At 50.7% G+C, this 23,183-nt stretch carries 20 protein-coding genes and 1 riboswitch; of the genes, 13 read left to right on the top strand and 7 right to left on the bottom strand.

The features are described from left to right. Positions 1 to 58 precede the first annotated feature (58 nt). Positions 59 to 628 (top strand): YdeI/OmpD-associated family protein, encoded by a 570-nt coding sequence (locus tag TX85_RS19515; protein WP_044481423.1) that lies wholly within the window; start codon positions 59 to 61, stop codon positions 626 to 628. 136 nt (positions 629 to 764) lie between these two features. Continuing rightward, entirely contained in the window at positions 765 to 1,217 is a 453-nt protein-coding gene (locus tag TX85_RS19510; protein ID WP_044481422.1) for a helix-turn-helix domain-containing protein, read from the top strand. A 58-nt stretch (positions 1,218 to 1,275) separates the two neighbouring features. Here TX85_RS19510 and TX85_RS19505 read toward each other — a convergent pair whose 3' ends face one another. From TX85_RS19505 to TX85_RS19490, 4 genes are all read right to left on the bottom strand, one after another. Further along, a complete protein-coding gene (locus tag TX85_RS19505; protein ID WP_071784225.1) occupies positions 1,276 to 1,779 on the bottom strand; it encodes a hypothetical protein in 504 nt (167 codons plus the stop codon). A gap of 96 nt (positions 1,780 to 1,875) precedes the next feature. Further along, entirely contained in the window at positions 1,876 to 3,717 is a 1,842-nt protein-coding gene (locus TX85_RS19500) for an ABC transporter substrate-binding protein (RefSeq protein WP_044481421.1), read from the bottom strand. 111 nt (positions 3,718 to 3,828) lie between these two features. Beyond that, positions 3,829 to 5,337: an ABC transporter permease gene (locus tag TX85_RS19495; RefSeq protein WP_044481419.1), complete on the bottom strand. Its 1,509-nt coding sequence runs from the start codon at positions 5,335 to 5,337 to the stop codon at positions 3,829 to 3,831. Positions 5,338 to 5,351: 14 nt separating this feature from the next. Beyond that, a complete protein-coding gene (locus TX85_RS19490) occupies positions 5,352 to 6,797 on the bottom strand; it encodes an ABC transporter permease (protein ID WP_044481418.1) in 1,446 nt (481 codons plus the stop codon). A 173-nt stretch (positions 6,798 to 6,970) separates the two neighbouring features. On the opposite strand from TX85_RS19490, the gene TX85_RS19485 reads away from it, so the two are divergent. Both TX85_RS19485 and TX85_RS19480 read left to right on the top strand, forming a co-directional pair. After that, entirely contained in the window at positions 6,971 to 8,716 is a 1,746-nt protein-coding gene (locus TX85_RS19485) for an ABC transporter ATP-binding protein (RefSeq protein WP_044481416.1), read from the top strand. A 428-nt stretch (positions 8,717 to 9,144) separates the two neighbouring features. After that, a complete protein-coding gene (locus tag TX85_RS19480; RefSeq protein ID WP_233500802.1) occupies positions 9,145 to 9,687 on the top strand; it encodes a DinB family protein in 543 nt (180 codons plus the stop codon). A gap of 122 nt (positions 9,688 to 9,809) precedes the next feature. Here TX85_RS19480 and TX85_RS19475 read toward each other — a convergent pair whose 3' ends face one another. Both TX85_RS19475 and TX85_RS19470 read right to left on the bottom strand, forming a co-directional pair. Further along, positions 9,810 to 10,274, bottom strand: coding sequence for a hypothetical protein (locus tag TX85_RS19475; RefSeq protein ID WP_044481414.1), 465 nt, complete (start codon positions 10,272 to 10,274; stop codon positions 9,810 to 9,812). Positions 10,275 to 10,315: 41 nt separating this feature from the next. After that, positions 10,316 to 10,795, bottom strand: coding sequence for a GyrI-like domain-containing protein (locus TX85_RS19470; protein WP_044481413.1), 480 nt, complete (start codon positions 10,793 to 10,795; stop codon positions 10,316 to 10,318). A 113-nt stretch (positions 10,796 to 10,908) separates the two neighbouring features. Here TX85_RS19470 and TX85_RS19465 point away from each other — a divergent pair, with 113 nt between their 5' ends. The 6 genes from TX85_RS19465 to TX85_RS19440 all read left to right on the top strand — a co-directional run bounded on the left by TX85_RS19465 (position 10,909) and on the right by TX85_RS19440 (position 16,916). Continuing rightward, a complete protein-coding gene (locus TX85_RS19465; protein WP_044481412.1) occupies positions 10,909 to 11,904 on the top strand; it encodes a helix-turn-helix transcriptional regulator in 996 nt (331 codons plus the stop codon). 2 nt (positions 11,905 to 11,906) lie between these two features. Then, complete coding sequence (locus TX85_RS19460) at positions 11,907 to 13,109, top strand: macrolide family glycosyltransferase (protein WP_044481410.1); 1,203 nt, start codon at positions 11,907 to 11,909, stop codon at positions 13,107 to 13,109. Between the two features lie 87 nt (positions 13,110 to 13,196). Then, positions 13,197 to 14,582: an MATE family efflux transporter gene (locus TX85_RS19455; RefSeq protein WP_374705694.1), complete on the top strand. Its 1,386-nt coding sequence runs from the start codon at positions 13,197 to 13,199 to the stop codon at positions 14,580 to 14,582. A gap of 60 nt (positions 14,583 to 14,642) precedes the next feature. Then, positions 14,643 to 15,527 carry a methyl-accepting chemotaxis protein gene (locus tag TX85_RS19450; protein WP_044481407.1) on the top strand — a complete coding sequence of 295 codons (885 nt, stop codon included), beginning with the start codon at positions 14,643 to 14,645 and terminating at the stop codon, positions 15,525 to 15,527. Positions 15,528 to 15,653: 126 nt separating this feature from the next. After that, positions 15,654 to 16,025 (top strand): FlxA-like family protein, encoded by a 372-nt coding sequence (locus TX85_RS19445; RefSeq protein WP_044481406.1) that lies wholly within the window; start codon positions 15,654 to 15,656, stop codon positions 16,023 to 16,025. A gap of 165 nt (positions 16,026 to 16,190) precedes the next feature. Continuing rightward, entirely contained in the window at positions 16,191 to 16,916 is a 726-nt protein-coding gene (locus TX85_RS19440) for a 3-ketoacyl-ACP reductase (protein WP_044481405.1), read from the top strand. Between the two features lie 442 nt (positions 16,917 to 17,358). Here the strand turns inward: TX85_RS19440 and TX85_RS19435 are convergent, their stop codons facing one another. Beyond that, entirely contained in the window at positions 17,359 to 18,444 is a 1,086-nt protein-coding gene (locus TX85_RS19435) for a GntR family transcriptional regulator (RefSeq protein ID WP_044481404.1), read from the bottom strand. 400 nt (positions 18,445 to 18,844) lie between these two features. Here TX85_RS19435 and TX85_RS19430 point away from each other — a divergent pair, with 400 nt between their 5' ends. The 3 genes from TX85_RS19430 to araA all read left to right on the top strand — a co-directional run bounded on the left by TX85_RS19430 (position 18,845) and on the right by araA (position 22,660). Beyond that, entirely contained in the window at positions 18,845 to 20,464 is a 1,620-nt protein-coding gene (locus tag TX85_RS19430) for a xylulokinase (protein WP_044481402.1), read from the top strand. A 1-nt stretch (position 20,465) separates the two neighbouring features. Further along, a complete protein-coding gene (locus tag TX85_RS19425) occupies positions 20,466 to 21,161 on the top strand; it encodes an L-ribulose-5-phosphate 4-epimerase (RefSeq protein WP_044481401.1) in 696 nt (231 codons plus the stop codon). Between the two features lie 80 nt (positions 21,162 to 21,241). Continuing rightward, positions 21,242 to 22,660 (top strand): L-arabinose isomerase, encoded by a 1,419-nt coding sequence (gene araA / locus TX85_RS19420; protein WP_392391854.1) that lies wholly within the window; start codon positions 21,242 to 21,244, stop codon positions 22,658 to 22,660. Positions 22,661 to 22,947: 287 nt separating this feature from the next. After that, positions 22,948 to 23,026, top strand: a riboswitch (glycine riboswitch). The last annotated feature ends 157 nt before the right edge of the window (positions 23,027 to 23,183 follow it).

Raw genomic sequence — 23,183 nt, 5'->3', positions numbered from 1 at the left:
ATAGAGAAGGTATGATGTAGAAAATTAATTCGTCTAAGAAAGGACCACTACGCTCGCTATGGAAATCGAAAATTTAATTCCCGCAAGGTCAAGAGAGGATCTAAGGAATTGGCTGCAGGACCATTGCAGGACAGCCAAATGTTGCTGGGTTGTGGTGAGCATGACGCCTGCTCCTGATAAGTTGTTATATTTGGACGCCGTCGAGGAAGCCTTGTGCTTCGGGTGGATTGATGGAGTCAAGAAGAAAATTTCTGAAACGGAGCTGGCGCAGAGACTGTCCCCTAGAACTAAAAAAAGCTCATGGACGGAGCTGAACAAGGAACGCGCCCGCCGCCTCGAAAAGCTGGGCCTCATGACGGATGAAGGAAGAAGAGTTCTTCCTGCTATGGATTCCGGCTCATTTCAGATAGACGAGGCAATTGAGCAAAAATTACAGGAAGACGAGCAAATGTATCAGAATTTCAGGGCATTTCCAGAGCTTTATAGAAGAATTCGGATCGATACGATCCAAAGCTACAAGAATCAACCGGAATTATTCAAGAGCAGGCTGGAGAAATTCATAGCAAGCACGAGAGAAAACAAAATGTACGGTCAATGGCATGATCAGGGACGGCTGCTCGATTATTAAGATTTGAAGGACCTATGTTAGCGGAATTCAGGCCGTGCAACCTTAGGTTGCAGGCCCGTGCAACGACGGCGTTCTTTACTTATCGCATCCGGCTAATCATCATAGACATATAAATTGCGGAAAGGCAGTTGCTGCTATGATCTTTGCAGAAAAATTAAAAACGGAGAGAAGCAAGAAAGGCTGGTCCCAAGAGGAGCTGGCGGAGAAGCTGTTTGTGAGCCGGCAGTCGGTTTCGAAATGGGAGAATGGGCAGAACTATCCCAGCATTGAGATCATTATTAAAATTAGCGATCTTTTTGGGGTTACGATTGATGAGCTATTAAAGAGCGACGAAGAGTTGGCAAAAAAGGTGATCAAGGAAAGCAGGCAATTGGCCTATCCGAGGATGAAATTTGCCTTTGATGTCCTGTTCTTGGCAGGCTTTGCTTTGTTGGTCATCAAGCTGGGGGTCCTCCTGTTAAACAAAGTAACACCGCTGGAGATTGCATTACAGGGGAGCTCATACTTTTGGAATTTCGGCTCGTTAATTGGTATGCTGGGCGGCGGAATCGGCTCAGGCATACTGAAGGAGCAATATAAGCAGGATTGATGCTGCAGAAAGAGCAGTAGAGTATGGGTCAATAAACGAAGCACCCCCGCGGTCGGCGTTAAGCGCCGGCTGCGGGGGTGTTTTTAGGAGGAGAGAGGACGATCCGAAAGAGTGAACGAGCATCGCTCTCGGCTTGCTGATCTATCGGATTCGAAGCTTCAGAACCGGGTATGATCGTCCAGCCCAGGGAAAGGACGGAGGCTAGCCGATCAGCCTCTTGCGGTGTCAATCTGGCGGTAACGGCCTCTTGTCCAGGGTCCAGAACGAGTTCTGCCTCAACCTTCAAAGCCAGTTTAATCCAGCTGCTGATGCCGCGAATCGTATTGTACTTGATTTGATAGCCTTCTTTTAACACACGTTTGAATTCGGCTTCGTTGGCTCTGATCCAGGTTGATAAAGACACATAGTCGAACTTGAACGGGCTAGTATCTATCGGCAGTGTTCCCTCATGGATATGATTGAGAATTTGTTCTTCGGTCCATCCGAGAGACAGCAATGATTCCAACGATAGCGCGTCCCATTGCGATAGTCTGATCTTCTCCAGCTGTGATGATGTGCTCATGAGCAGCTTCCCTCCCGACTGAATTTGCAGGAGACTCAAGAGACGCCCCATGGGCGCCTCTCGGGTCTATTTTCAGCATATAGTTAATAACTAAAGTTACTTGCCGGCCTGATAGGCTTGCAGGTGCTCCTTCACTTTGGCCGGGTCGGCAACCAGCTCGAGTCCTGTCTGTACCAGCGGGCTGAGTGTGGAGGTTGCTTTGAACTTGTTGCCGCCATAGTAGGCCAGGAACTCATCCTGATTGATGGAATACAGTACGGCTTTGCGCAGGTCTGCGCTGTCCGCTACCGGACGGTTGCTGGTGTTGAACAGCAGATAACTCACAGCATTGCTCGGGATCGTCTGAAGAGTTAGCTTGCTGTCGCTTTTTATAACATCAAATTTGGTCTCGCTTACTCCGTAATAGAGGTGGATTTCACCACTTCGCAGAGCAGACAGAGCGCTGTCCGCATCCTTGATAAATTTAACCTTAATGGTCTCAATACGCGGCTCGTGCTCGGTTCCCTTCATGTAGCCCGGATTTTTGTAGAAAGTAGCTTCATAATCATTTTTATGGGCTAAAATGTAAGGTCCGCTTGTGTACAGTGTGTTGTTATATTGATTGCCTTCGGTAACGGTGTTCTGATCGCCGTAAGGAATGTCCTTATTCACATCGAATGCGGCCACATCATAGGTATTGATGGCTTTCACCTGTTTTTCGGACACGATACCTGCCGACTGATGCGCCAGATAGTTTAGGACTTGCGGGAAAGGTTCTGTAGTCGTCAGCTTGATCACCTGATATTTGCCTTCTTGATGATTTGCCTCATTCTTATCAGCTACCAGTTGAGTAATTCCTACGTCTAATCCACTCTCCAGAGCACTCTTGACGGTTCCGCTGCCGCCGGAGACCGTTTGACTCTCCAGTGCCGCAATGTCCGTAACCAGCTCTACATTCTGAATATGCTCATGCAGCGTGTAGGTTCTGTGATCAGGCACGGAGTCCTTGTCCTTGGCGCGCAGCAGGGAGAAGATCACATCATTCGCGCCTACCCGTTCACCGGAATCAACGACCTTCTTATCTTGAATCTTGGCAAAGGTAATATCGTCACGAAGAATAAAGTAGTAGTCCGAGTTGCCTTCCCCAATGACATGATTAAGAGACAGAGAGCCTTCCGAAGTGACCTTGTCGTCATCCGTCAGATTCACGATTCTTACATACTGATTGGTATTGATAATATTGATGGAGCCGTCATTCCCCTTGATCGGATCGAGAGAAGTTAAAGTTGGCGTTGATGATTGCAGCAATAGCGGCTCGGTGGAGCGCTTGGATGTATCATTATAGTCCAGCTCTTCCCAAGGCAAGGAGCGGGATTTGGAGATGCGGACACTATCCTGATTGAGCACTTCTTTATTAAAGACCTGAGATTTCAAGGAGCTGAACAAAGGAGCAATATAGGCATTTTCAAAGACTAGCTTCTCCTCGAACTCTTTATAGGTGGCCTGATACTCATCCGAGGTCTGGGTGGACGCCTCGTTAATCAAAGCGTCAATCTCCGGATTGGAGAGAATGCTGTAGTCACCGCCGGTGATGAACAAGGAGCGTACGGCATAATCGGGATTTCCTGTTACGGTCGTCCAGCTGGACAATGCGATATCATAATTTCCGGCGTCTTGCTGGGTTTTGAAGCTGCCGTAGTCTGGCTGAATATTTAATTTGACGTTAAACCCGTTCTTGGATAATTGATCTCGCACGATATTCAGATCGGTCTCCGATGAGCTCATTCCCAGCAGTTCGATATCCACCGGAGTCGTATCCACGGACACTACGGGTTCATTGGCGGACTTATTGCCGGTATTCGAGCTTGCGGCGTCATCTTTGGTGGTTAATGTGCAAGCACTGAGCAATAGAGAGAGACTGAGTAAAAGTGGCGCTGCGAATTTAAGCTTACTTGACATGGTTTTCCCCTCCTGAATGATATACAAGTTTTTATAGTTAACCTACATTCTTCATTCAACGAAAATCCCGCGATCATAGAAGAATATATAGAAGGTTAAGATGGAATAGGGCTAGTTCCGGCTAATCTTAGGGTCGAGCGCATCCCGCAGCCCGTCGCCCAGAAAATTGAAAGAGAGCACAAGAAGAATGATGGCAAGGCCTGGGTAGATGGCAGTAAAAGAATGAGTCTCCAGATAAGCGCTGCCCAGCTTTAGAATATTGCCCCATTCCGGAATGTGCGGTTCTACGCCCAGACCGAGAAAGCTTAAGCTGCTCGTTGAAATGACAGCCGTGCCGATCGTCAAGGTACACTGCACGATCATTGGAGCCGCGGCATTCGGCAGAATGTGCTTGGTTAGGATCACCCAGTCACTGGAGCCGAAGGCTCTGGCCGCCTGGACATATTCCAGTGTAGACACCTGGAGCACATTGGCCCGCATGGTTCGCGCATAGCTTGGAATGGAGCCCACGCTTAATGCGAGAATCAGATTCATGGTTCCCGCGCCGAAGGCAGCAATAATGGCAATGGCCAGCAGGATGCCTGGAATAGCGTACAGGATGTCTAGAGAGCGCATAATCCAGTTGTCCAGCCTTTTCCCGTAATATCCGGATAAGGCGCCGAGCATGCCGCCGATGACCAGCGGAATGGCGGTGGACAGAAATCCGACGAATAATGAAATGCGAGCGCCCAGCACGATGCGGGTATACAAATCACGGCCGAAATTGTCTGTACCCAGCGGGTATTGGGCAGATGGCGATTGCAGAATAGCGCTGTAATTATTGTCGATAGCCAGACTGTAATCAAAGGTCAGTACGCTGGTTATAGATAGCGACAATAGCACGGAGACAAAGAGCAAGCCCAGCATGGCCGCCATGTTATGCGATATTCGCTCCAGCACCTCGCCGAACCTGGAGCCGGCAGAGTAGCCCTTATTCCGCAGCTTTGCAAGAAGCAGGATTCCTGCGAAAAGAGAGAACAAATTGCCGGATACCGCCGCAATACATTGCAAAACGATGATCGTCCACATCAGATAAGGGTTTAATCGCCCCTCGTCCAGACGGGAAGCCAGCAGCAGCGAGATGAGCTGCAGCCCTGCCGCGAGAAGCAGGAGCAGTGCTCCGAAGATGAAGCCATTGGCGACGTACGGCTTGAGCATATTCAGTGCAGTAACCGCAATGACCAGCAGCGTAGCGAGCAGGGCGTAAACAGATAAGGTGTATGCGGTATGCTTCTTCTGCTTGACGAGGTGAAAGGCCGCCGCTGCCGCGAAGACATTGCCTGTAGCAAAGCTAAGCATCATCGGATACCCCAGTAATCTCACATAGGGAGAAATGCTTCCGCTTCGAATCAAGTCCTGACGAATGCGATACCATATGAATGCCTGTAGTAGCGTAAAGCCGCAATAGGCATAGCCGGCATAGGCCAGCAGTTGATTGAATCCATCGCCGCTATAAGCGGAGGCCAGGAGAATTACGGCAAGCCCGGCGGATGCGAGCGCTGCGAAGCTGGCTTGCATATATTCAGAGTGCGACTTAAGCCGGAATTGAATATCGCTTTTTCTCAGAGAATGAACAGCCATAAGGTACACCTGCTTTAATTTTGTTTGATCTTGGAACGAATGCGCGGATCGATAAAGGCGTACAGCAAATCCACAATGACATTGACGATGGATATGGCAATCGCTGTATAGACCACACCGCCCATGATGCTTGGGATGTCGGGAATAAATTGCCGGTCTACAATGTAGCTCCCGATCCCGCTAATGTTGAACACTTTTTCGGTTACCGCCGCTCCGCCGAGCAGACCGCCGAACAGCAGGCCGATCACGGTAACGATTGGGATTAGCGCATTGGTCACCGCATGTCTCCATAACACCCGGTTTCGGGGCAGTCCTTTGGCGCGTGCCGTCATGATGTAGTCTTCATGAATAATCTCGAGCATCGACGAACGAGTCATGCGGGCTACGGAAGCTGTAAAACCTGTACCAAGCACTACGATCGGCATCAGGGCAGACAACCAGTTGCCGGGGCTGTAAGTAGCAGGGAGCCAGGACAGCTTGATGGAGAAGTTAAGAATAAAGATCAGCCCCTGCCAAAAATTCGGAATGGACAAGCCTAGCAAGGCAATGAACATAAAGGTGTAATCAAAGACCGAATTGGGCCGTGTGGCTGAGATAATGCCGATCGGTAAAGCGATGATAATGGCTAAAAGTGTTGATATCACCGTCAAGGTCAAGGTGACGGGAAATTTGTTCGCCATCGCAGTTGTGACGGATTCATTGCCGACAAATGATCGGCCAAGATCGAAGGTAAGGATGCCCTTCAATGAATGCCACAGCTGAATGAAATAAGGCTGATCCAGCCCATGCAGCTGGTTAAAGGCAGCAATTTGCTCTGCGGTGGCCGTCTCTCCCAGCATGGAGGCTGCAGGGTTCATCGGTGAAATATAGAGTATGGTGAACACCAGGAAAGCCACGCCGATAATGACGCCAAGGGCCATGACAAGTCTTTCCAATACATATCTGAGGTAAGGGTTGGCGAATAGGGCCATCAATACATACAGCGGCCATCCAAGAAGAACGGAAAGCACGATCCATTCAGGACGCCCGAGTAGCCGGTGATAGGTGCTGGCCAGATCGGCTGATGGAGCAAGACCATCCTCATGGGTCCGTTCAGCCAGGATTTCTTTAAGCCGAATCTGGGCCAAGCTGCGCGCCTCTTTCTCCAATTCCTCCTGAGGAATCGTCGTTTGAAAGAAGGCATGCTTACGGGCAAGCTGCTCCCGGGCCTTCTGTTCAAGCTGCTCCGGGACTCCTTGGTCCTGCAGCTCCTGCAAGATGAGGCTAGACACTCCGTGGCGGTTTTCCTTCACAAGGCGGATTCGGTGCGCAATCCAGAGAATGATCATAAAGGGCGCTCCAGCTATCCATAACAACAGGCGATAGACGGGTTGTTGCAGCATTTTGCGAAAGGATATGGCTAACATATTGGTAATGTTCGTAGAATTACGGGTTGTTTCTGTGGCGATTTGACCCTTCATTCGCTTCACCTCCCCTCCAAGAAAAATTAAATTGTATAATTCCGATGCGTATAGTATATTTTTAGAGAACGATACATGTCAATTGTTTATTTTCTTGAGAAAATTAAATTAAGGTTGGTTGGCCGTAGGCCATCTATCCGTGGTGAAATTATAGTGAAGCGCAGGTGGGCAGCATGAACGTATTGTTGAGCGTCGATGGATTGTCGGTTTCGTTCTATGGAAGAGATAGCGAGGTTCAAGCGGTGCGGGATGTCAGCTTCGAAGTGCGAGCGGGCGAGACGCTGGGCATTGTAGGTGAATCGGGCAGCGGCAAGAGTGTTACCGCTCGCGCTATTATGGGGCTTCTTCCGTCTCCGCCTGCGATGGTGAAGGAAGGACGCATCATGTTCCGGGGAGAGAGCTTGACGGATAAGTCAGACCGGGAAATGGAGCAGGTCCGCGGGCGCGATATCGGGATGATATTCCAGGACCCGATGTCCTCTTTGAACCCTACGATGCGCGTAGGGCCGCAAATTGAGGAGGGGTTGATTCGCCATCGGAGTTTGAGCAGATCCGAAGCGAGGAAGGAAGCCGTCAAGATGCTGGAAATGGTCGGCATTCGGGATAGTGAGCTTCGTTATAATCAATATCCTCATGAGTTCTCGGGAGGCATGCGGCAACGGGTCATGATTGCCATTGCTATGGCCTGTAATCCGTCTCTGCTTATTGCAGACGAGCCGACGACTTCACTTGATGTGACCATCCAGGCGCAAATTCTGGACGAAATGAAGAAGCTGCAGCAGGAACTGGGGACGGCCATTGTTCTGATCACCCATGATCTGGGTGTAGTGGCCGGCTTCTGTGACCGGGTGATCGTTATGAAAGAGGGGGAGATTGTGGAATCGGGCACAACGGCAGAATTGTTTGCTTCCCCTCAGCATCCTTATACCCGGCGATTGTTGGATGCCTTGCCTAGACTGGACGCACCGAAGGCGGCTCGGCAGGGAGGCAGGCAGCAGCCGGAGGGTGAGCCTCCGTTACTACAGGTGCATGCGTTAAAGCAATATTTTGATATGGGCAGGGGCAGGGTACTGAAAGCGGTAGACAATATCAGCTTTCAACTGAACGCCGGCGAGACGCTGGGCATTGTAGGCGAATCGGGAAGCGGCAAGTCGACGATGGGGCGAAGCATTCTTCGTCTGAATGAATGGACGGGCGGAGAGGTGCTGTTCAAGGGGATTCCCTTGAACTATCTTAACCGTTCGGAAATGAAGACCATGCGCAGACATATGGGAATCATCTTTCAGGACCCCTATGCATCGCTCAACCCGCGCATGCGCATTGCCGACATTATTGGAGAGTCGCTCAATGTGCACGGGATGGCGAAGGGCAAACGGGAGCGGCAGCGCCGGGTAGAGGAACTGCTCGAACTCGTCGGACTTGAGCCTTCCCACGCCATGCGTTACCCGCACGAGTTCTCCGGCGGACAACGGCAACGGATCGGAATCGCCCGGACATTGGCGGTAGAACCGGAACTTATCGTGTGCGATGAGCCCCTGTCAGCGCTCGACGTATCGATTCAGGCCCAGATCGTCAAGCTGCTGGAGGATCTGCAGCAGCGGCTGGGGCTGACGTATCTGTTCATTGCTCATGATTTGGCTGTGGTCAAGCAAATCAGCGACCGGGTAGCGGTCATGTACAAGGGAAGAATGGTCGAGTTGGCGGACAGCGAGGAGCTATATGCCAATCCGCTGCACGAATATACTCGTTCCTTATTGTCTGCAGTGCCTGTGCCTAATCCTGGTGTGAGGCTTTCAGATACAAAGGAGTCAATTCGAGTGCTGGATCAAGAGGACCCTTACAATTTGAATCAATCTCATTTTGTCGAAGTCAGCCAAGGTCATTGGCTTGCGGTCCCTGCAACAGGCTATATAAGTTGAACTAGAAAAATGCACAGAAAGGGCATAAGTGTGAAGTGTGCTGAAGAAGCGTAAGCGTTCGCCTTTGTGAGTGGATTTCTACCGTATAATATCTTCGTTCAATTAAAGAAATCCGCGAACAACAGCGATCGTAAGCACACTTCACACGTTGCCTCCAGTGTACAATCTTTAGTTCAACTTATATAGTTATATGGATTTGATAACACCTCTTCACCCGCTATTAAGCTGTGGTATATTATACTAAACTTGTATAATCATGATCACAGAGTTCAAGTGGGAAGAGGTGTTTTTACGTTTGACCCACTTGCATCTGGATGGTTCATGAAATACTACGCTACGAAGACGACTTCGACTGAACTTCGCTGACAGCAGTTGTCAGTGAATAGGGTATATGCTAGGAATGCGGCTGCGGTTCTAGTAGTCGAATGGTGAATAAAGGAAAGGGTGAATCCAAGATGAATCAAGACCCGAAAAGGCAATACGAATACCATGTCTGGGCGAACGACCAGCTATTTGCCCACCTAAAGCAGCTTCCGGAGGAAGTGTTCCATGCAGAGGTGACGAGTGTGTTCCCGTCCGTAGCCCAAACGCTGGGGCATATGTATATGTTTGAACGGCTTTATATGGCCGTGCTCTCAGAACTTCCGAATGAGGAGATTTTTCCGAAAATCCCGGGTTGGACTGAGGAGACGCAAGGGAAGAGCGTCGAAGATATGCAGCAATTGTTTGCTGATGTTACGGAACAGTTCCGTGATTTGCTGACGCGCACACCAGATTTGAATAGGGCGATGACCATCACACATCCGAGACACGGTTCTCTTGATACCCTTTTCTCTGATATCCTGCAGCACGTGGTCAATCACGGGACCTATCACCGGGGGAATATAACAGCAATGCTGAGACAGCAGGGTTATGCCGGGGTGCCGACGGACTATCTCTTTTATCTGATAGAGCAGCAACGGGATGCCTAGGAGATCATGTAAAAGCCCCCTCATTCAACGGATTGGATTGGCTCCATTGTAATCAGGGGGCGGATCATATGCATTGATTTAAGTTAAGACGGAACAAATGTAGAACTGCTCGGCGTCGGGGTTCAGTATTCTCCCTTAATCACAAAGAACGAGCCGCGAATGGTGCCGGCCAGCTTGGACTTCTGCCGGGCGAACTTGAACCTTCCTTCCAATTCCTTAGGCACTTCCATTCCCTCGGACAGCTTGAACCCAACTGCGTGTTTCTTGGGATCATCCACCGTATACAGCACATTGACTCCAAGACCGTCCTCGTAAAAGACAAAGGCCCATGCGATATTTTCCACTTGAAAACGGGATGTCTCGAGCGGCTTGGCAGCAAACTCGATCCCGCGCTCTTCCCTGAGAATCCGGCTCACATAATCCAGTGTGTCCTGGCTCTCGCTGGCGGGAACCACCGTAAATTCATGCTTATATTTGTTCATGAAGTAACGGGCTTCATTGGCCCGCAAGCCAGCCAGAGCCTCAGCGACAGGCGAAGACTCCAGACCAACCGTCGATACTTGCTTGAAATCAACTGTATAGGACATGCTATCCCTCCTTTATTTCCGAACCACTATTTTCCGAACCACTATTTCTGCACCACCGGGATCCACAATTCTCCGAGGATCAGGCCATTCTTCTGCTCCATCTCCACCGTTGTGTTCGGTCCGCCCACATAGGCAAAATGCTCTGCCGCCGGCAGCACCTGGCCAAAGGCGATCCCGGTAAGCTGGTTGCTCAGCTCCTCTGAGGTTGCCGCTTCTCCTTTTACTACCAAATACGGCCCTTGGGGGAACTGGATCACCCGGGTAGCCTCCGGCAGTACCTTTTCAGTCAGGACGCCTGCATAATGCATCATTTTGTTGTTCACCGCTTCGTTTACGGCAAAGATATAGTCATTCTCAGCGACAGACTTCAGCGTATCCAGTCTCCCGTCTTCTCGAACAGCTTGCCAAAAGTCAGATTTTTCTTTATTAATACCGGCATAGTCTGTGTAATTGCTCTTTAGCTCTGTTCCAATCCCTAATACCGTAAAGCTGTCCTTCTCTTCGAGTGTATAATTTGCCATGTTCAAAACCTGCCTTCGCTTTAAATTTTGTTAGAGTGATTTGGTCTTTTCACTTGATGAGCTTATAATAACTTTAAACCATGTCAAAAAGTGAAACTGTTTAGAGAGGTCCTATGAAAAAGGTTGAGCGAATCAATATTATCATGCGGTATATCAACAATCGCGCCCACTTTACCATCTCTGAAATTATGCGAGAGTTCCATATTTCCCGTTCTACCGCAATTCGCGATATCCGGGAGATTGAAGCGATGGGCATGCCGCTGGTAGCCGAAGTGGGGAGGGATGGCGGCTACTTTGTCATGAGCAATTCGGTCCTGCCGACCGTACGGTTTACCGATAACGAGATCAAGGCTCTTTTTATAGCCTTTATGGCAACAAGAAATCAGCAGCTTCCTTACCTGAAAAGCCGCCAGTCCCTCGCAGAGAAATTATTGGGCCTGATCTCGGAGAATCAGCAGGATGACCTGGTGCTGTTAAATCAGCTCCTGCTCTTTGAAGGGACTAATCCGAACAACCCCGACCTGCTGGACCTGTCCGATCTTCCTCACCCGATGCTCGAAACCCTGATTCAGCTTCTGTTATCGGATAGATATTTATCCATCACCATTGAAGAAGATCATGGAATACGGACCTATCCGATTTACCTCCTTCATCTTTATCGGGAGAAGAGCTTTTGGCTGATTGAGGGCTTTGATCTCCATGAAGAGAAAAAGCGGCTATACCCCGTCGACAATCTCGTCGATGTGCAGCCCTACACGGCAAAAATGAAATTAAGCGGGAAAAAAATTGAGGAAAAAGCGAGCAAGCAGGATGAGGCGGTCAACCTGGTGCTTGAGCTTGGCCCCAAGGCTATTGCCCAGTTCCGCAAGTATCACCCTTTAAAATATACGATTTCCTATACGAGCCCTTATCAAACCTCGGCGGTTCTTAAGGCGTTTATTCAGGTTCGGATGGCGGAGGAGCTGAGCGAAATAACCGATTGGCTGCTTTTCCTGGGGGAGGATCTCAAGATCAGGGAAATACCGGAGGAGATTCTGGCAAGGCTCAAGGAAAGGCTGCTCTTATACTGTCCGTCTGTTGGAGATACTAACAAGACCAAGGAGGGATAAGCATGGCACGCGTACTATTTATTAATGGCGGTTCGGAGGGGCATATCAATCCAACGATCGGCGTCGTACAGGAGCTTGTTTCGCGCGGAGAAGAGGTCGTGTATTTTTGCATCGAAGCTTTTCGGGAGCGATTGGAGAAGGCGGGGGCCTCGGTACGCACCTTTGACGATCAAAAGTTTATTAAGGCCTTTATCTCAGGGGGAAGAGATTACTTGCTCCAGCGAATCAACGGTCTTTTGCTGACGGCCGATATTGTGATACCTGGCGTCCTTGGACAGATCAAAGGGGAACGCTTCGATTACATCATTCATGATTCCATGTTTGGCTGCGGCCGCATCCTGGCTCAGATTCTCAACCTGCCGGCAATCAGCTCGTGTACGACTTTTGCATTGACAGAAGCCGGCTTCGATCAGATGCTGGAGCCCTTTTTTAAGGATACCTCTGCCGAGGCGGCAAAGCCGATCATCGATCAGTTCCATAGCCTGACGGCAGGATTAAAGGAAGCATATGGGGTGGAGATCCGTTCTCCCTACGAGGTGTACTGTAATCCAGCACCGCTTATCCTTGTCTATACGACAAGGACGTTTCAGCCGGATAGAGGAGCTTTCGGTCAAAGCTTTAAATTTGTTGGACCATCAATCGCTTCGCGGCCCATGCAACCGGAATTCGACCTTTCCGCCATGCAAGGTAAAGCGTCTGTTTACATTTCATTGGGAACAGTCTTCAACCAGGCGATTGATTTTTATAGGCTATGTCTTGAGGCATTTGGAGACACGGATTATACGGTGGTCATGGCTGTTGGAGATAAGATCAAGATTTCCGATCTGGGGACCATCCCCGATAACTTCATCGTCAGCAGCTATGTTCCACAAATGGAAGTGTTGCAATATACGAAATTATTCATCACCCATGGCGGCATGAACAGTGCTCATGAAGGCCTCTATTATGGGGTTCCGCTTCTCGTCATCCCGCAAAGCGCAGATCAGCCCCTCATTGCAGAGCAAGTAGTCAGGCTGGGAGCAGGGATCGCATTGCGAATGCAAAGCCTGACGGCTGCTGAACTGCTTCAGGCGGCAAACCAGGTGTTAGCTCAATCCTCGTTCAGAGAATCCGCCGAACGGGTTGGAGCGTCCTTCCGGCAGTCGGGCGGCTATCGCCAGGCGGTGGATGAAATTTTGAAATTTAAAGCTCAAATTCTGGTCTAAATATCCCCATAGACGAATGTTCTCGCGGGCGCTACACTAGGGAGGTAATAGAGAATAGACATAGGTAGGAGCCTGGAGAACGTGACACTGACAACAAATCAAATTCCATCATGGAAGAAGCTTAGCCTGTTTGCCGTGACTTGGCCGATATTAATTGATTCCGTATTGCGGATGATGCTTGGCACGGTGGATGTATTCATGCTCAGCCGCATCTCTGACAAGGCGACAGGCGCAGTAGGCTTGGCCAATGAAATTATTTATTTTTGCATTCTGATGTTCGGATTCGTGGGAATCGGGACCAGCGTGGCGGTATCCCAATACATTGGTGCAGGGCGGGAGAAGGAAGCAAGCCGGATTGCGGCATTGGCCATCTCGATGAACCTGATCTTTGGGATTCTTGTCAGTATTCTGCTTGTTTTCTTTGGAGAGCCTCTGTTGGTACTGATGAAGCTGGATCCGGAGCAAATCGGGATTGCCAGCCACTATCTGAAGATTATCGGCGGCTTTATCTGGATCGAAGCCCTGTCTTATGCGCTCTCTTCCGTCATCCGCGCAAGCGGGCAGACGAAGAGCGTGATGTTTGTGACGCTAGGCGTCAACCTGATCCATGTGACCGGGAACTATTTGCTCATCTTCGGGAATTTCGGATTCCCGGAATGGGGCGTGACAGGTGCAGCGGTATCGACGGTAGTCAGTCGCTTGCTTGGCGTTTTTGTCCTGTTCATCCTGTTGTATCGCAAGACCTCTGCCCGAATTCGCATAAAAGACTATGTAAATTGGAACGGATCTTATGTGAAGCAGATTCTGAGTGTAGGCTTGCCTGCAGCAGGAGAGCATCTCTCTTGGCAGTCGCAGTATTTGATGATTATCAGCTTTGTCAACATCATTGGGATCACAGCGCTCAACACGCATGTATATGTGATGAACGTATCGAACTATTTCATGGCGCTGGGGATGGCAATTGGCATAGGAACAGAGATTATCGTCGGTCAGATGGTCGGAGCAGGGGAGATGAAGGAAGCCTATCGACGCCTGATAAAGAGCGTCAGGATCAGCTTCGTATTGACCATTGCAATCGTCGGCACGGCAGTGATATTCCGGCGCGAGCTGATCGGCATGTTCACTGAGGACCCTGCAATCATTACCCTTGGAGCAACGATTTTCTTGCTGTCCATTGTACTGGAGCCTGGACGGACGTTCAATACGGTCGTCATTAATTCACTGCGGGCTGCCGGAGATGCGCGTTTTCCCGTCTTGATGGGTGTAATCTCGATGTGGGGAGTCTCTGTACCGCTGGCTTATCTGCTGGGTGTCCATCTCGGGTATGGACTGATTGGCATCTGGATCGCATTTGTTGTGGATGAGTGGCTGCGCGGAACTATTATGCTGCTCCGCTGGAGAAGCCGGGCTTGGGAGAAGAAAGCGCTCGTGAAGCCGGCAGAGACCGTTCCGGGCACCGGGATCGGAGCGTAGGAGCTGATTTTCATTGACAGCAGGATGCTCTCTTTATTTTTCTTAGGAGGTTGAAGCGTTATGGATGAAGCAATGATAAGAGCGTTAAATCAAAATCTGGCAATTATTCGATTTGGAATAGATCGAAAGGTGGCATACGTCAACGAGGTTTTTGCTAACACGATGGGATATTCTGTTGAAGAGCTGCAGAACATGCAGCATAGCGACTTCTGTTTTGACTCATTTAGCAAGTCGTCCGCGTATGAAGAGTTCTGGTCCTCGTTGTTGTCTGGACAGACATTTCAGGATAAGGTTGAACGAAAGAATGCCCATGGCGAGACAGTGTGGCTTGAGTCTACCTATATGCCGATCTATGATGAGCAGCATGCTAATGTAATCGGTGTGTCGAAGGTGGCTACCGATATTACGAAGCGTCAGCACAGCCTGTCTACAGTAGTGGAGGAGTTGAGCTCAACCTCTCTGGAGTTGAACCGCCGGGCGGAGTCGGGCGTCGAGCGCAGCCGGGAGCTTCTGTATAGCGTAGACCGGATCGCGGAGGCGTCGGAGAATAATACAGCTACCCTTGAAGAATTGCAGGGACAGGCCGAGGCGATCCAAGGGATCGTGCAAACCATTCGCGATATCGCCTCGCAAACCAACCTTCTTGCGCTGAATGCAGCCATCGAGGCAGCCCATGCTGGCGAGTACGGCAGAGGCTTTAATATCGTAGCTGAAGAAGTACGGAAGCTGTCCAACGAGGTATCGGAATCCATTGCTCAGATTCAGAGCACTGTTGTCGGTATCGCGAAGGAGATATTCGGGATTTCTGAAGGGATTACCCGTATTCAGTCATCTATCGAAGAGAGCCAGCAGCAGATTCGCGTGACAATGAAGGATTTCGATGATATTGCCAGCTTCTCCAAGAAGCTGGAGGATCAGGCGAAGAATGTAGCGGAGAACATTTAGGAAGCGTCGTAAATGAAATCTGGGATTAGACAAGCATTAAGCAAACTTTCAGCCTAGTTTAATCTTCCTGTTGGCAAAAAGGAATATAGTGGAGGTATCCAATCCATCCAGCAGGGGGAATTTATGATGTCTATATCTTCTATTTCCGGAGGCAGTGGAGCTTCCTATAGCAGATTAACCAGCTTTTCAAGCAGTACAGACAGCCAGGTCAAAGCGCTGGAGAAGCAGAAGGCGCAGATCGAGAGCCGGATTAACAGGCTGGACTCCAGTAATGAAGACAAGCAGACCAAGCAGACGCAAGAGCAGCAGCTTCAACAGCAGCTCAAGCAAATCGAGGCTCAAATCGCCAAGCTGCAGCAAAGCGCCGAGACAGCATCCTCGTCAGACAGCAGCGGCGCTTCCCGGCAGACTTCCAGCAGCACAAGCTCCGTGCTTGGCTCTGCGGCTTCGAACACAGCCACGATGAACGAAGAAGGCCGCCTTGACATCCGTATCTGAGCCTCAAATCAAGACTAAAGGATCCCGCTCTGCGAAGAGCAGGCAGGATCCTTTATTGCTTTTAGGCGGCATATCCGAGGGAGTAAGTTATATGCAAGCAGGATACTTCTTCTCCATGCGTTTATAATAGGAATAGAATTCTTCAATTTGAGAGGAGCTTGAAACATGGGACAAAGCTTGAAAGGAAAGGTTGCCATCATTACCGGGGCTGCAAGAGGAATCGGTAAAGCAGCGGCAGCAGCGTTGGCGAAGGAAGGCGTGCATGTTGGTCTGCTGGCAAGAACGGAGGCAACACTGAAGGAGGTAGCTGCCGAGCTTCAAGAACTGGGAGTAAAGGCGGCTTATGCTGCTGTGGATGTATCCTCCCAAGAGCAAGTAGAGGCTGGTATCGCGGCGATCACCAAGGAGCTCGGCACCGCAGATATCCTGATTAACAATGCAGGAGTCGCCACCTTCGGCACGGTCATGGAGATGGATCCGGAAGAATGGAAGCGAATGATCGACATCAATTTATTGGGGACCTACTACGTCACTCGTGCTGTGCTGCCGCAATTAATTGAAAAGAACGGCGGCGATATCATCAACATATCCTCCACGAACGGATTGAACGGCGCTGCAACCGCCAGTGCCTACAGTGCCTCGAAGTTTGCAGTGATAGGGTTCACGGAATCCCTTGCCCAGGAGGTCCGCCGCAACAATATTCGTGTATCAGCGTTGACGCCCAGCACGGTTGCAACCGATCTGGCTCTGGACTTGAATCTGATCAAGGAAAATAATGACGCCAAGTTCATTCAAGCAGAGGACCTCGCGGAGTTCATCGTCAGTCAATTGAAGCTGCACCCTCGTGTGTACATCAAATCGGCGGGCTTCCTTGCTACGAATCCGTTCTAAGCAGTAGCGGGGTTGTCTATTAATAAGCTCCTAAAAAAGCTGTGCGGAAAACACAAGGTTTTCCGCACAGCTTATTATGTTTATCTTATATTCATCGCTTGTGCAGGGAACAGCCGGGAGGGGGGGCGGCTGCTATTTAGTGCTGTTCAGCACAAAAATCGGCCGTCAGACCCCTGCTCCTCGCGAATGAGCCGCCATTAGCGTCAGAGCCTCACACTTGGCTCCCACCAGCAATTTTAATGCTTTTTAGCACTATAATCGCCGCATGAACACCCACATCCGCGATTTTAGTGCCTTTCTGCACTTATTTCCACAACGCGAACAGATCCGCTCTGCTGAAGTGTGTTTCCATGTACTACGTGCGGTGTAATCCGCCGGTTTTTACAAATCCGTTTTCACGCCATATGCTCATGTACATTTGGGACAACCCTTGTCCATTATCTTAATTCAGCTCCTGCACCGTTTCTCCTTCGATCAAGACAGGCTGATAGTAGGTGTTGTTCTTCAAATCCCGCTTCCCCTGCAGCTTCTTGATAATCCAATCTGCAGCATCGCGCCCCATCTGCTCCTGGGGATGCGTCAAGGTCGTCAGCCTAATGTTGGCGTTCTTGGCAATGTAGGAGTTGTCCTGCCCAATCACGGACAAATCCTGCGGCACCGACAGCTCCAGCTGCCGGCATACCTGAATCACTTCCAGTCCGACCTCGTCATTGTAGCAGACGATAGCCGTAAGCTGCTCGCGGTGCTCGGTAAGAAATGTCCGCAGGCGGGATGACAGGTCCGGCTTCGTCTCGGTATCGAACGAGAGTACCTGTGCCGGGTCGAACCGCAGCTTCGCTTCACCAAGAGCCTTGATATATCCCTTCATCCGATATTTGCCCTGCAAATCGTCCATTTTCGCAATAATGCCGATCTGGGTATGGCCCTTGGCAATCAACTCACGGGTCGCCAGATAGCTCGATTGAACGTCATCCAGGCACATGAAAGGCACGTCCAGCTCCTCATAATACGCGTTGATCATGATCAGCGGAACCTCCTGCTCCTTAAACGCCAGATAGTAGGCGATGTTTGGGTTGTAGAAGTTGCTCTTCGTCGGCTCGATGATCAGCCCGTCTACCCCGAAGGACAGCATCATCTCCAGCGCCTTTTTCTCCTGCTCGACATCATTATTCGTACTGGCGAGCAGAAGGGAATAGCTGTCTTCGTTCAGCCGCCCTTCAATACCGCGAATAATAGAAGGGAAGATGTAGTCAGAAATATAGGTCGTAATGACGCCGATCGTCCTCTTGCCGGTCGTGCCTGCTGATCGGGTGCGGTATTGGTGGCTCACATAGGTCCCGGAGCCTTTCTCGCTTCTCAGGAAGCCTTCGTTAGCCAGCTCAAGAATGGCTTTGCGCACCGTCTGTCGGCTCACCTTGTACTTGTCCTGCAATGCTAATTCCGTCGGAATTTGCTCGCCTACGCTGTAGACGCCCGATAATATATCGCTCTTAATCTCCTCAAGGATCATCTGATACTTTGGCTTCATCTGGTTCACTTCTTTCCTGCTTGTCCTGGTACGAATTTATAGAAAATAACAAATTGTACGTACACATTATAATCGAACATTACTCCTATTATAATCGATTGTCCATCATCTTGGAAGGTTGAACCGCTTATGCTGACCGAAGTAGAGAGGATAAGGCCATACCAACAAATAAAGGCTGAGAAAAGTCGGAGAATGTCGCAAACGGCAAGCGGGCTATTTTTCACCCGATCACAGAATCGCAACTCTATCCATGGAAATATCCCGGGTTTATTTGTAAGCATATCTATTCATTCATATTGACAAATGTACGAACAAAAAACTATACTAGGGCTGATAATAAGGAAAGCGCCTTCTTTTTAATACTACTTAATAATGATCTATAGAGAGGAGTTACGTGCTGATGGACCATGACCTTAACCTCAAGCAGGCGATAACGGCAGGCGAGACCTCGCTTGGTATCGAGCTGGGGTCGACCCGGATCAAGGCTGTATTGATCAACCGCCAATTCGAGACGATTGCCTCCGGCAGCTATGAATGGGAGAACCAGCTGGTGGATGGATACTGGACGTACAACCTGACCGACATTACGAAGAGTCTTCAAGCAGCTTATCGCGAATTAAGCCAAGAGGTGGAGCAGCAATACGGAGTCAGGCTTACCCGAATCGGTTCCATCGGGTTTTCGGCCATGATGCATGGATACATGGCCTTTGACAGCACTGGTGAATTGCTGGTTCCGTTCCGGACCTGGCGTAATTCGACGACCGGCGAGGCGGCCCGGCAATTAACGGCTGTGTTCCAATTCAACATTCCTGAGCGCTGGAGCATTGCCCATTTGTATCAAGCGATTCTGAACGGGGAGCAGCACGTGCCAAGGATTGATTATATAACGACTTTGGCGGGGTATATTCACTGGCTGCTGACCGGCGCCAAAGCCTTGGGGATCGGCGATGCCTCGGGCATGTTCCCGATCGATGAGACGACGCAAGATTACAATGAGAAGATGGTGCAGCAATTTGAAGAGCTGGTGGCAGACAAGGGGTATCCGTGGAAGCTGCGGCACATTCTTCCCAAGGTATATACTGCTGGCGTTGAGGCAGGCAGCTTGAGTCTTGAAGGGGCCAGAATTCTGGATCCATCCGGGAACTTGGAGGCCGGAATTCCGCTGTGCCCGCCCGAGGGCGACGCCGGAACCGGGATGGTGGCGACCAATAGCGTGAAGAAGCGTACCGGCAATATCTCGGTCGGCACCTCTGTCTTTGCCATGATCGTATTGGAGAAGGAGCTGACCGCCGTCTATCCGGAAATCGACATGGTGACAACCCCGGATGGCAGCCCGGTCGGCATGGTGCACGCCAATAACTGCTCCAGCGAGATTAATGCCTGGCTGGGACTTTTTCAGGAATTCTATACCGCCATGGGGCAGAAGGCAGATAAGAATCAATTGTACAGCGTCTTGTTCAACCAAGCGCTGGCAGCGGATCCGGACGGCGGCGGGTTGCTCAGCTATGGCTATTTTTCCGGAGAAAATATTACCGGCATGGAGAAGGGACGTCCGCTGTTCGTCCGCTCGCCGGAGAGCCGGTTCAATCTGGCTAATTTTATGCGGATTCATCTGTTCTCGGCCTTTGCGGCCTTGAAGCTGGGAATGGATATCCTGACGAAGCGGGAGCACGTCGCCATCGACAGTATTCTGGCCCATGGCGGCTTGTTCAAGACCCCGGTGGTCGGCCAGCGGATTGTAGCGGCAGCGCTGAACGTTCCGGTATCCGTTATGGACACGGCAGGCGAGGGCGGTGCCTGGGGCATGGCGATCCTGGCTTCATATATGACGAACAAGGACACACAAGAGCCGCTGGACCGCTTCCTTGCAGAGCAGGTGTTCAAGAACGCGCAAGGGCAGGAGATCAAACCGGATCTATCCGACGTTAATGGCTTCGACGTGTTTATGGAGCGCTATAGCAAAGGACTGCCTATCGAGCAGGCAGCCATTGACTACTTTGTAGAGAACGGGAGGGATTGAGATGCTCGAGAGATTAAAGGAAGAGGTCTACGAGGCGAATCTGGAACTGCCGAAACATGGACTGGTCAAATACACCTGGGGCAATGTAAGCGCGGTGGACCGCGAGAGCGGCTTGTTCGTCATCAAGCCCAGCGGGGTGAGCTATGACAAGATGAAGCCGAGCGACATGGTGGTTGTTGATCTGGACGGGAATGTGGTCGAGGGAGAGCTTAGACCCTCATCTGACACGCCAACCCATGCTGTGCTTTACAAGCATTACAAGGAAATAGGCGGCATCGTGCATACCCATTCCACCTGGGCGACGATCTGGGCTCAGGCCGGGCTGGACGTTCCTGTGATGGGCACGACCCATGCCGATACCTTCTACGGGGCGGTACCGTGCACCCGCTTTTTGACGCAGGAGGAGGTTGACCGCGGCTATGAAATCGAGACCGGGCGACTGATCATCGAGACGTTCGAGCAGCGGGGTCTGGATATCATGGCGATTCCCGGCGTGCTGCTCAAGGGGCATGCGCCATTCACCTGGGGTAAGGACGCCAACTCAGCCGTAGTCAACAGTGTGGTGCTGGAGGAAGTCGCGAAGATGAACCTGTTTGCGCGCGAATTGAACCATTTTGCCGAGGAATTGCCGCAGCGCATTCTGGATAAGCACTATTTGCGCAAGCACGGGAAGGATGCATATTACGGGCAGAAATAGTTGGATTCACAATAAACAGAGGACTTCTCGGCGCTGAAAAGCCGACTTTTGAACTCCCAATAAAAGAGAGGATGAGTAAAATGACAGCAGCGAAGCAATTTTGGTTTGTAGTGGGATCGCAGCATTTGTACGGAGAAGAAGCCTTGGCCGAAGTGAAGGCCCACGCACAGAAGATGACCGATGCCTTGAACGGAAGCGGGGTGCTCCCGTATCCGCTGGTGCTGCAGGACCTGGCAGTAAGCGCGGATAAGATTACCTCCATCATGAAGGAAGTGAACTACCGGGACGAGGTGGCGGGAGTGATCACCTGGATGCACACCTTCTCCCCGGCAAAAATGTGGATTCGCGGAACGAAGCTTCTGCAGAAGCCGCTGCTTCATCTGGCTACACAGTATAACGAGAGTATTCCCTGGTCCACCATTGACATGGACTTTATGAACCTGAACCAGGCCGCCCATGGCGACCGGGAGTATGGCTTCATCAATGCCCGGCTCAACAAGCAGAACAAGATTGTGGTCGGCTATTGGGAGCGTCCGGAGGTTCAGCGGCAAATTGCAGACTGGATGGACGTGGCGGTCGCTTACAACGAGAGCTTCCAGATCAAAGTAGCGCGCTTTGGAGACAACATGCGCAATGTCGGCGTGACGGAAGGCGACAAGGTGGAGGCTCAGATTCAATTTGGCTGGACCGTAGACTACTATGGCATCGGTGATCTTGTGCAGTACGTAGAGGCTGTTACCGAGCAAGAGGTAAACGCACTGTTCGCTGAATATGCCGAGCTGTACGACTTCGATTACGGCGATTACAGCAAGGAAGTCTGGGAAGCCAGCGTGAAGGTGCAGGCCGGCTATGAAATTGCCATCAAGCGCTTTTTGGACAATGGCGGATACAATGCCTTTACCTCTAACTTCGAGGACTTGCACGGCATGAAGCAGCTGCCCGGACTCGCCGTACAGCGCCTGATGGCTCAAGGCTACGGCTTCGCCGGTGAAGGGGACTGGAAGACGGCAGCGCTGGATCGCCTGCTCAAGGTGATGAGCCATAACCAGAATACCGGCTTCATGGAGGATTACACCTATGAGCTGTCCGCAGGACAGGAAGCGATCCTGCAATCCCATATGCTCGAGGTCGATCCAAGCCTGGCGGGCAGCAAGCCAAAGATTGTCGTATCCCCGCTTGGCATCGGCGACCGCGAAGATCCGGCCCGCCTCGTGTTCGACGGCAAGGCAGGAGAAGGCGTCGTTGTGTCGATGGCGGATTTCGGCACGCACTACAAGCTGCTGATCAACGAGGTAGAAGCATTCGAGCCGACGGTTCCCGCTCCGAAGCTGCCGGTAGCCCGCGTGTTGTGGAAGGTGAAGCCGAACTTCCAGGACGGGGTGAAGGCCTGGATCGAGAACGGCGGCGGCCATCATACGGTTGTATCGCTGAACCTGACGACGGATCAAATTCTGACGTACGCCAAGCTGGTGAACCTGGAATACGTGGTAATCAAGTAGGCAGGTGTTTTCACTTCAAGCCGGGGCTGTTCCAAAGTAAACTTTGAAATACCCTCAGCAATAAAATAGGATGAGATTTGAAAGAAACCAAGGAATTGAGTGGTCTGTTTTCGCTTAGTTCCTTGGTTTTTGATGGGTGACCGTGTTTTTTGGTGTGAAATTCCGGTCTCTACCTGAGCCAGACTTGTGAAAAAAAGATCATTGACAAACGATGTCATATACGGCTAGCATAGTATCAATAATTCAATACGCAGCGTGCTTTGATTGCTATGGATCACACTATAGCAGGAGCAGCTTCTGGAGAGACCGCGAATGTCGCGGCGCCGAAGGGTTCACAATCTCAGGCAAAAGGACAGAAGAGTAGAAACGAATGAAATCTGCCATACCGCAGTTGACCTTCTTTATTTGGGGATGCGGCAGGACAGAGAGGATTCGTATTACTTTTTGTGCCCGGAGATTGGAGTGAAATGATCCAATCTCTTTTTTTGTTGGTTGACATTGTCGCCCCTCACTGCAGAGAGCG

This window comes from Paenibacillus antibioticophila, from assembly GCF_000455265.1.
In the GTDB taxonomy this organism is placed as follows: domain Bacteria; phylum Bacillota; class Bacilli; order Paenibacillales; family Paenibacillaceae; genus Fontibacillus; species Fontibacillus antibioticophila.
The sequence above is the reverse complement of the archived record's forward strand: the minus strand, read 5'-3'. Positions and strand labels throughout refer to the sequence as shown.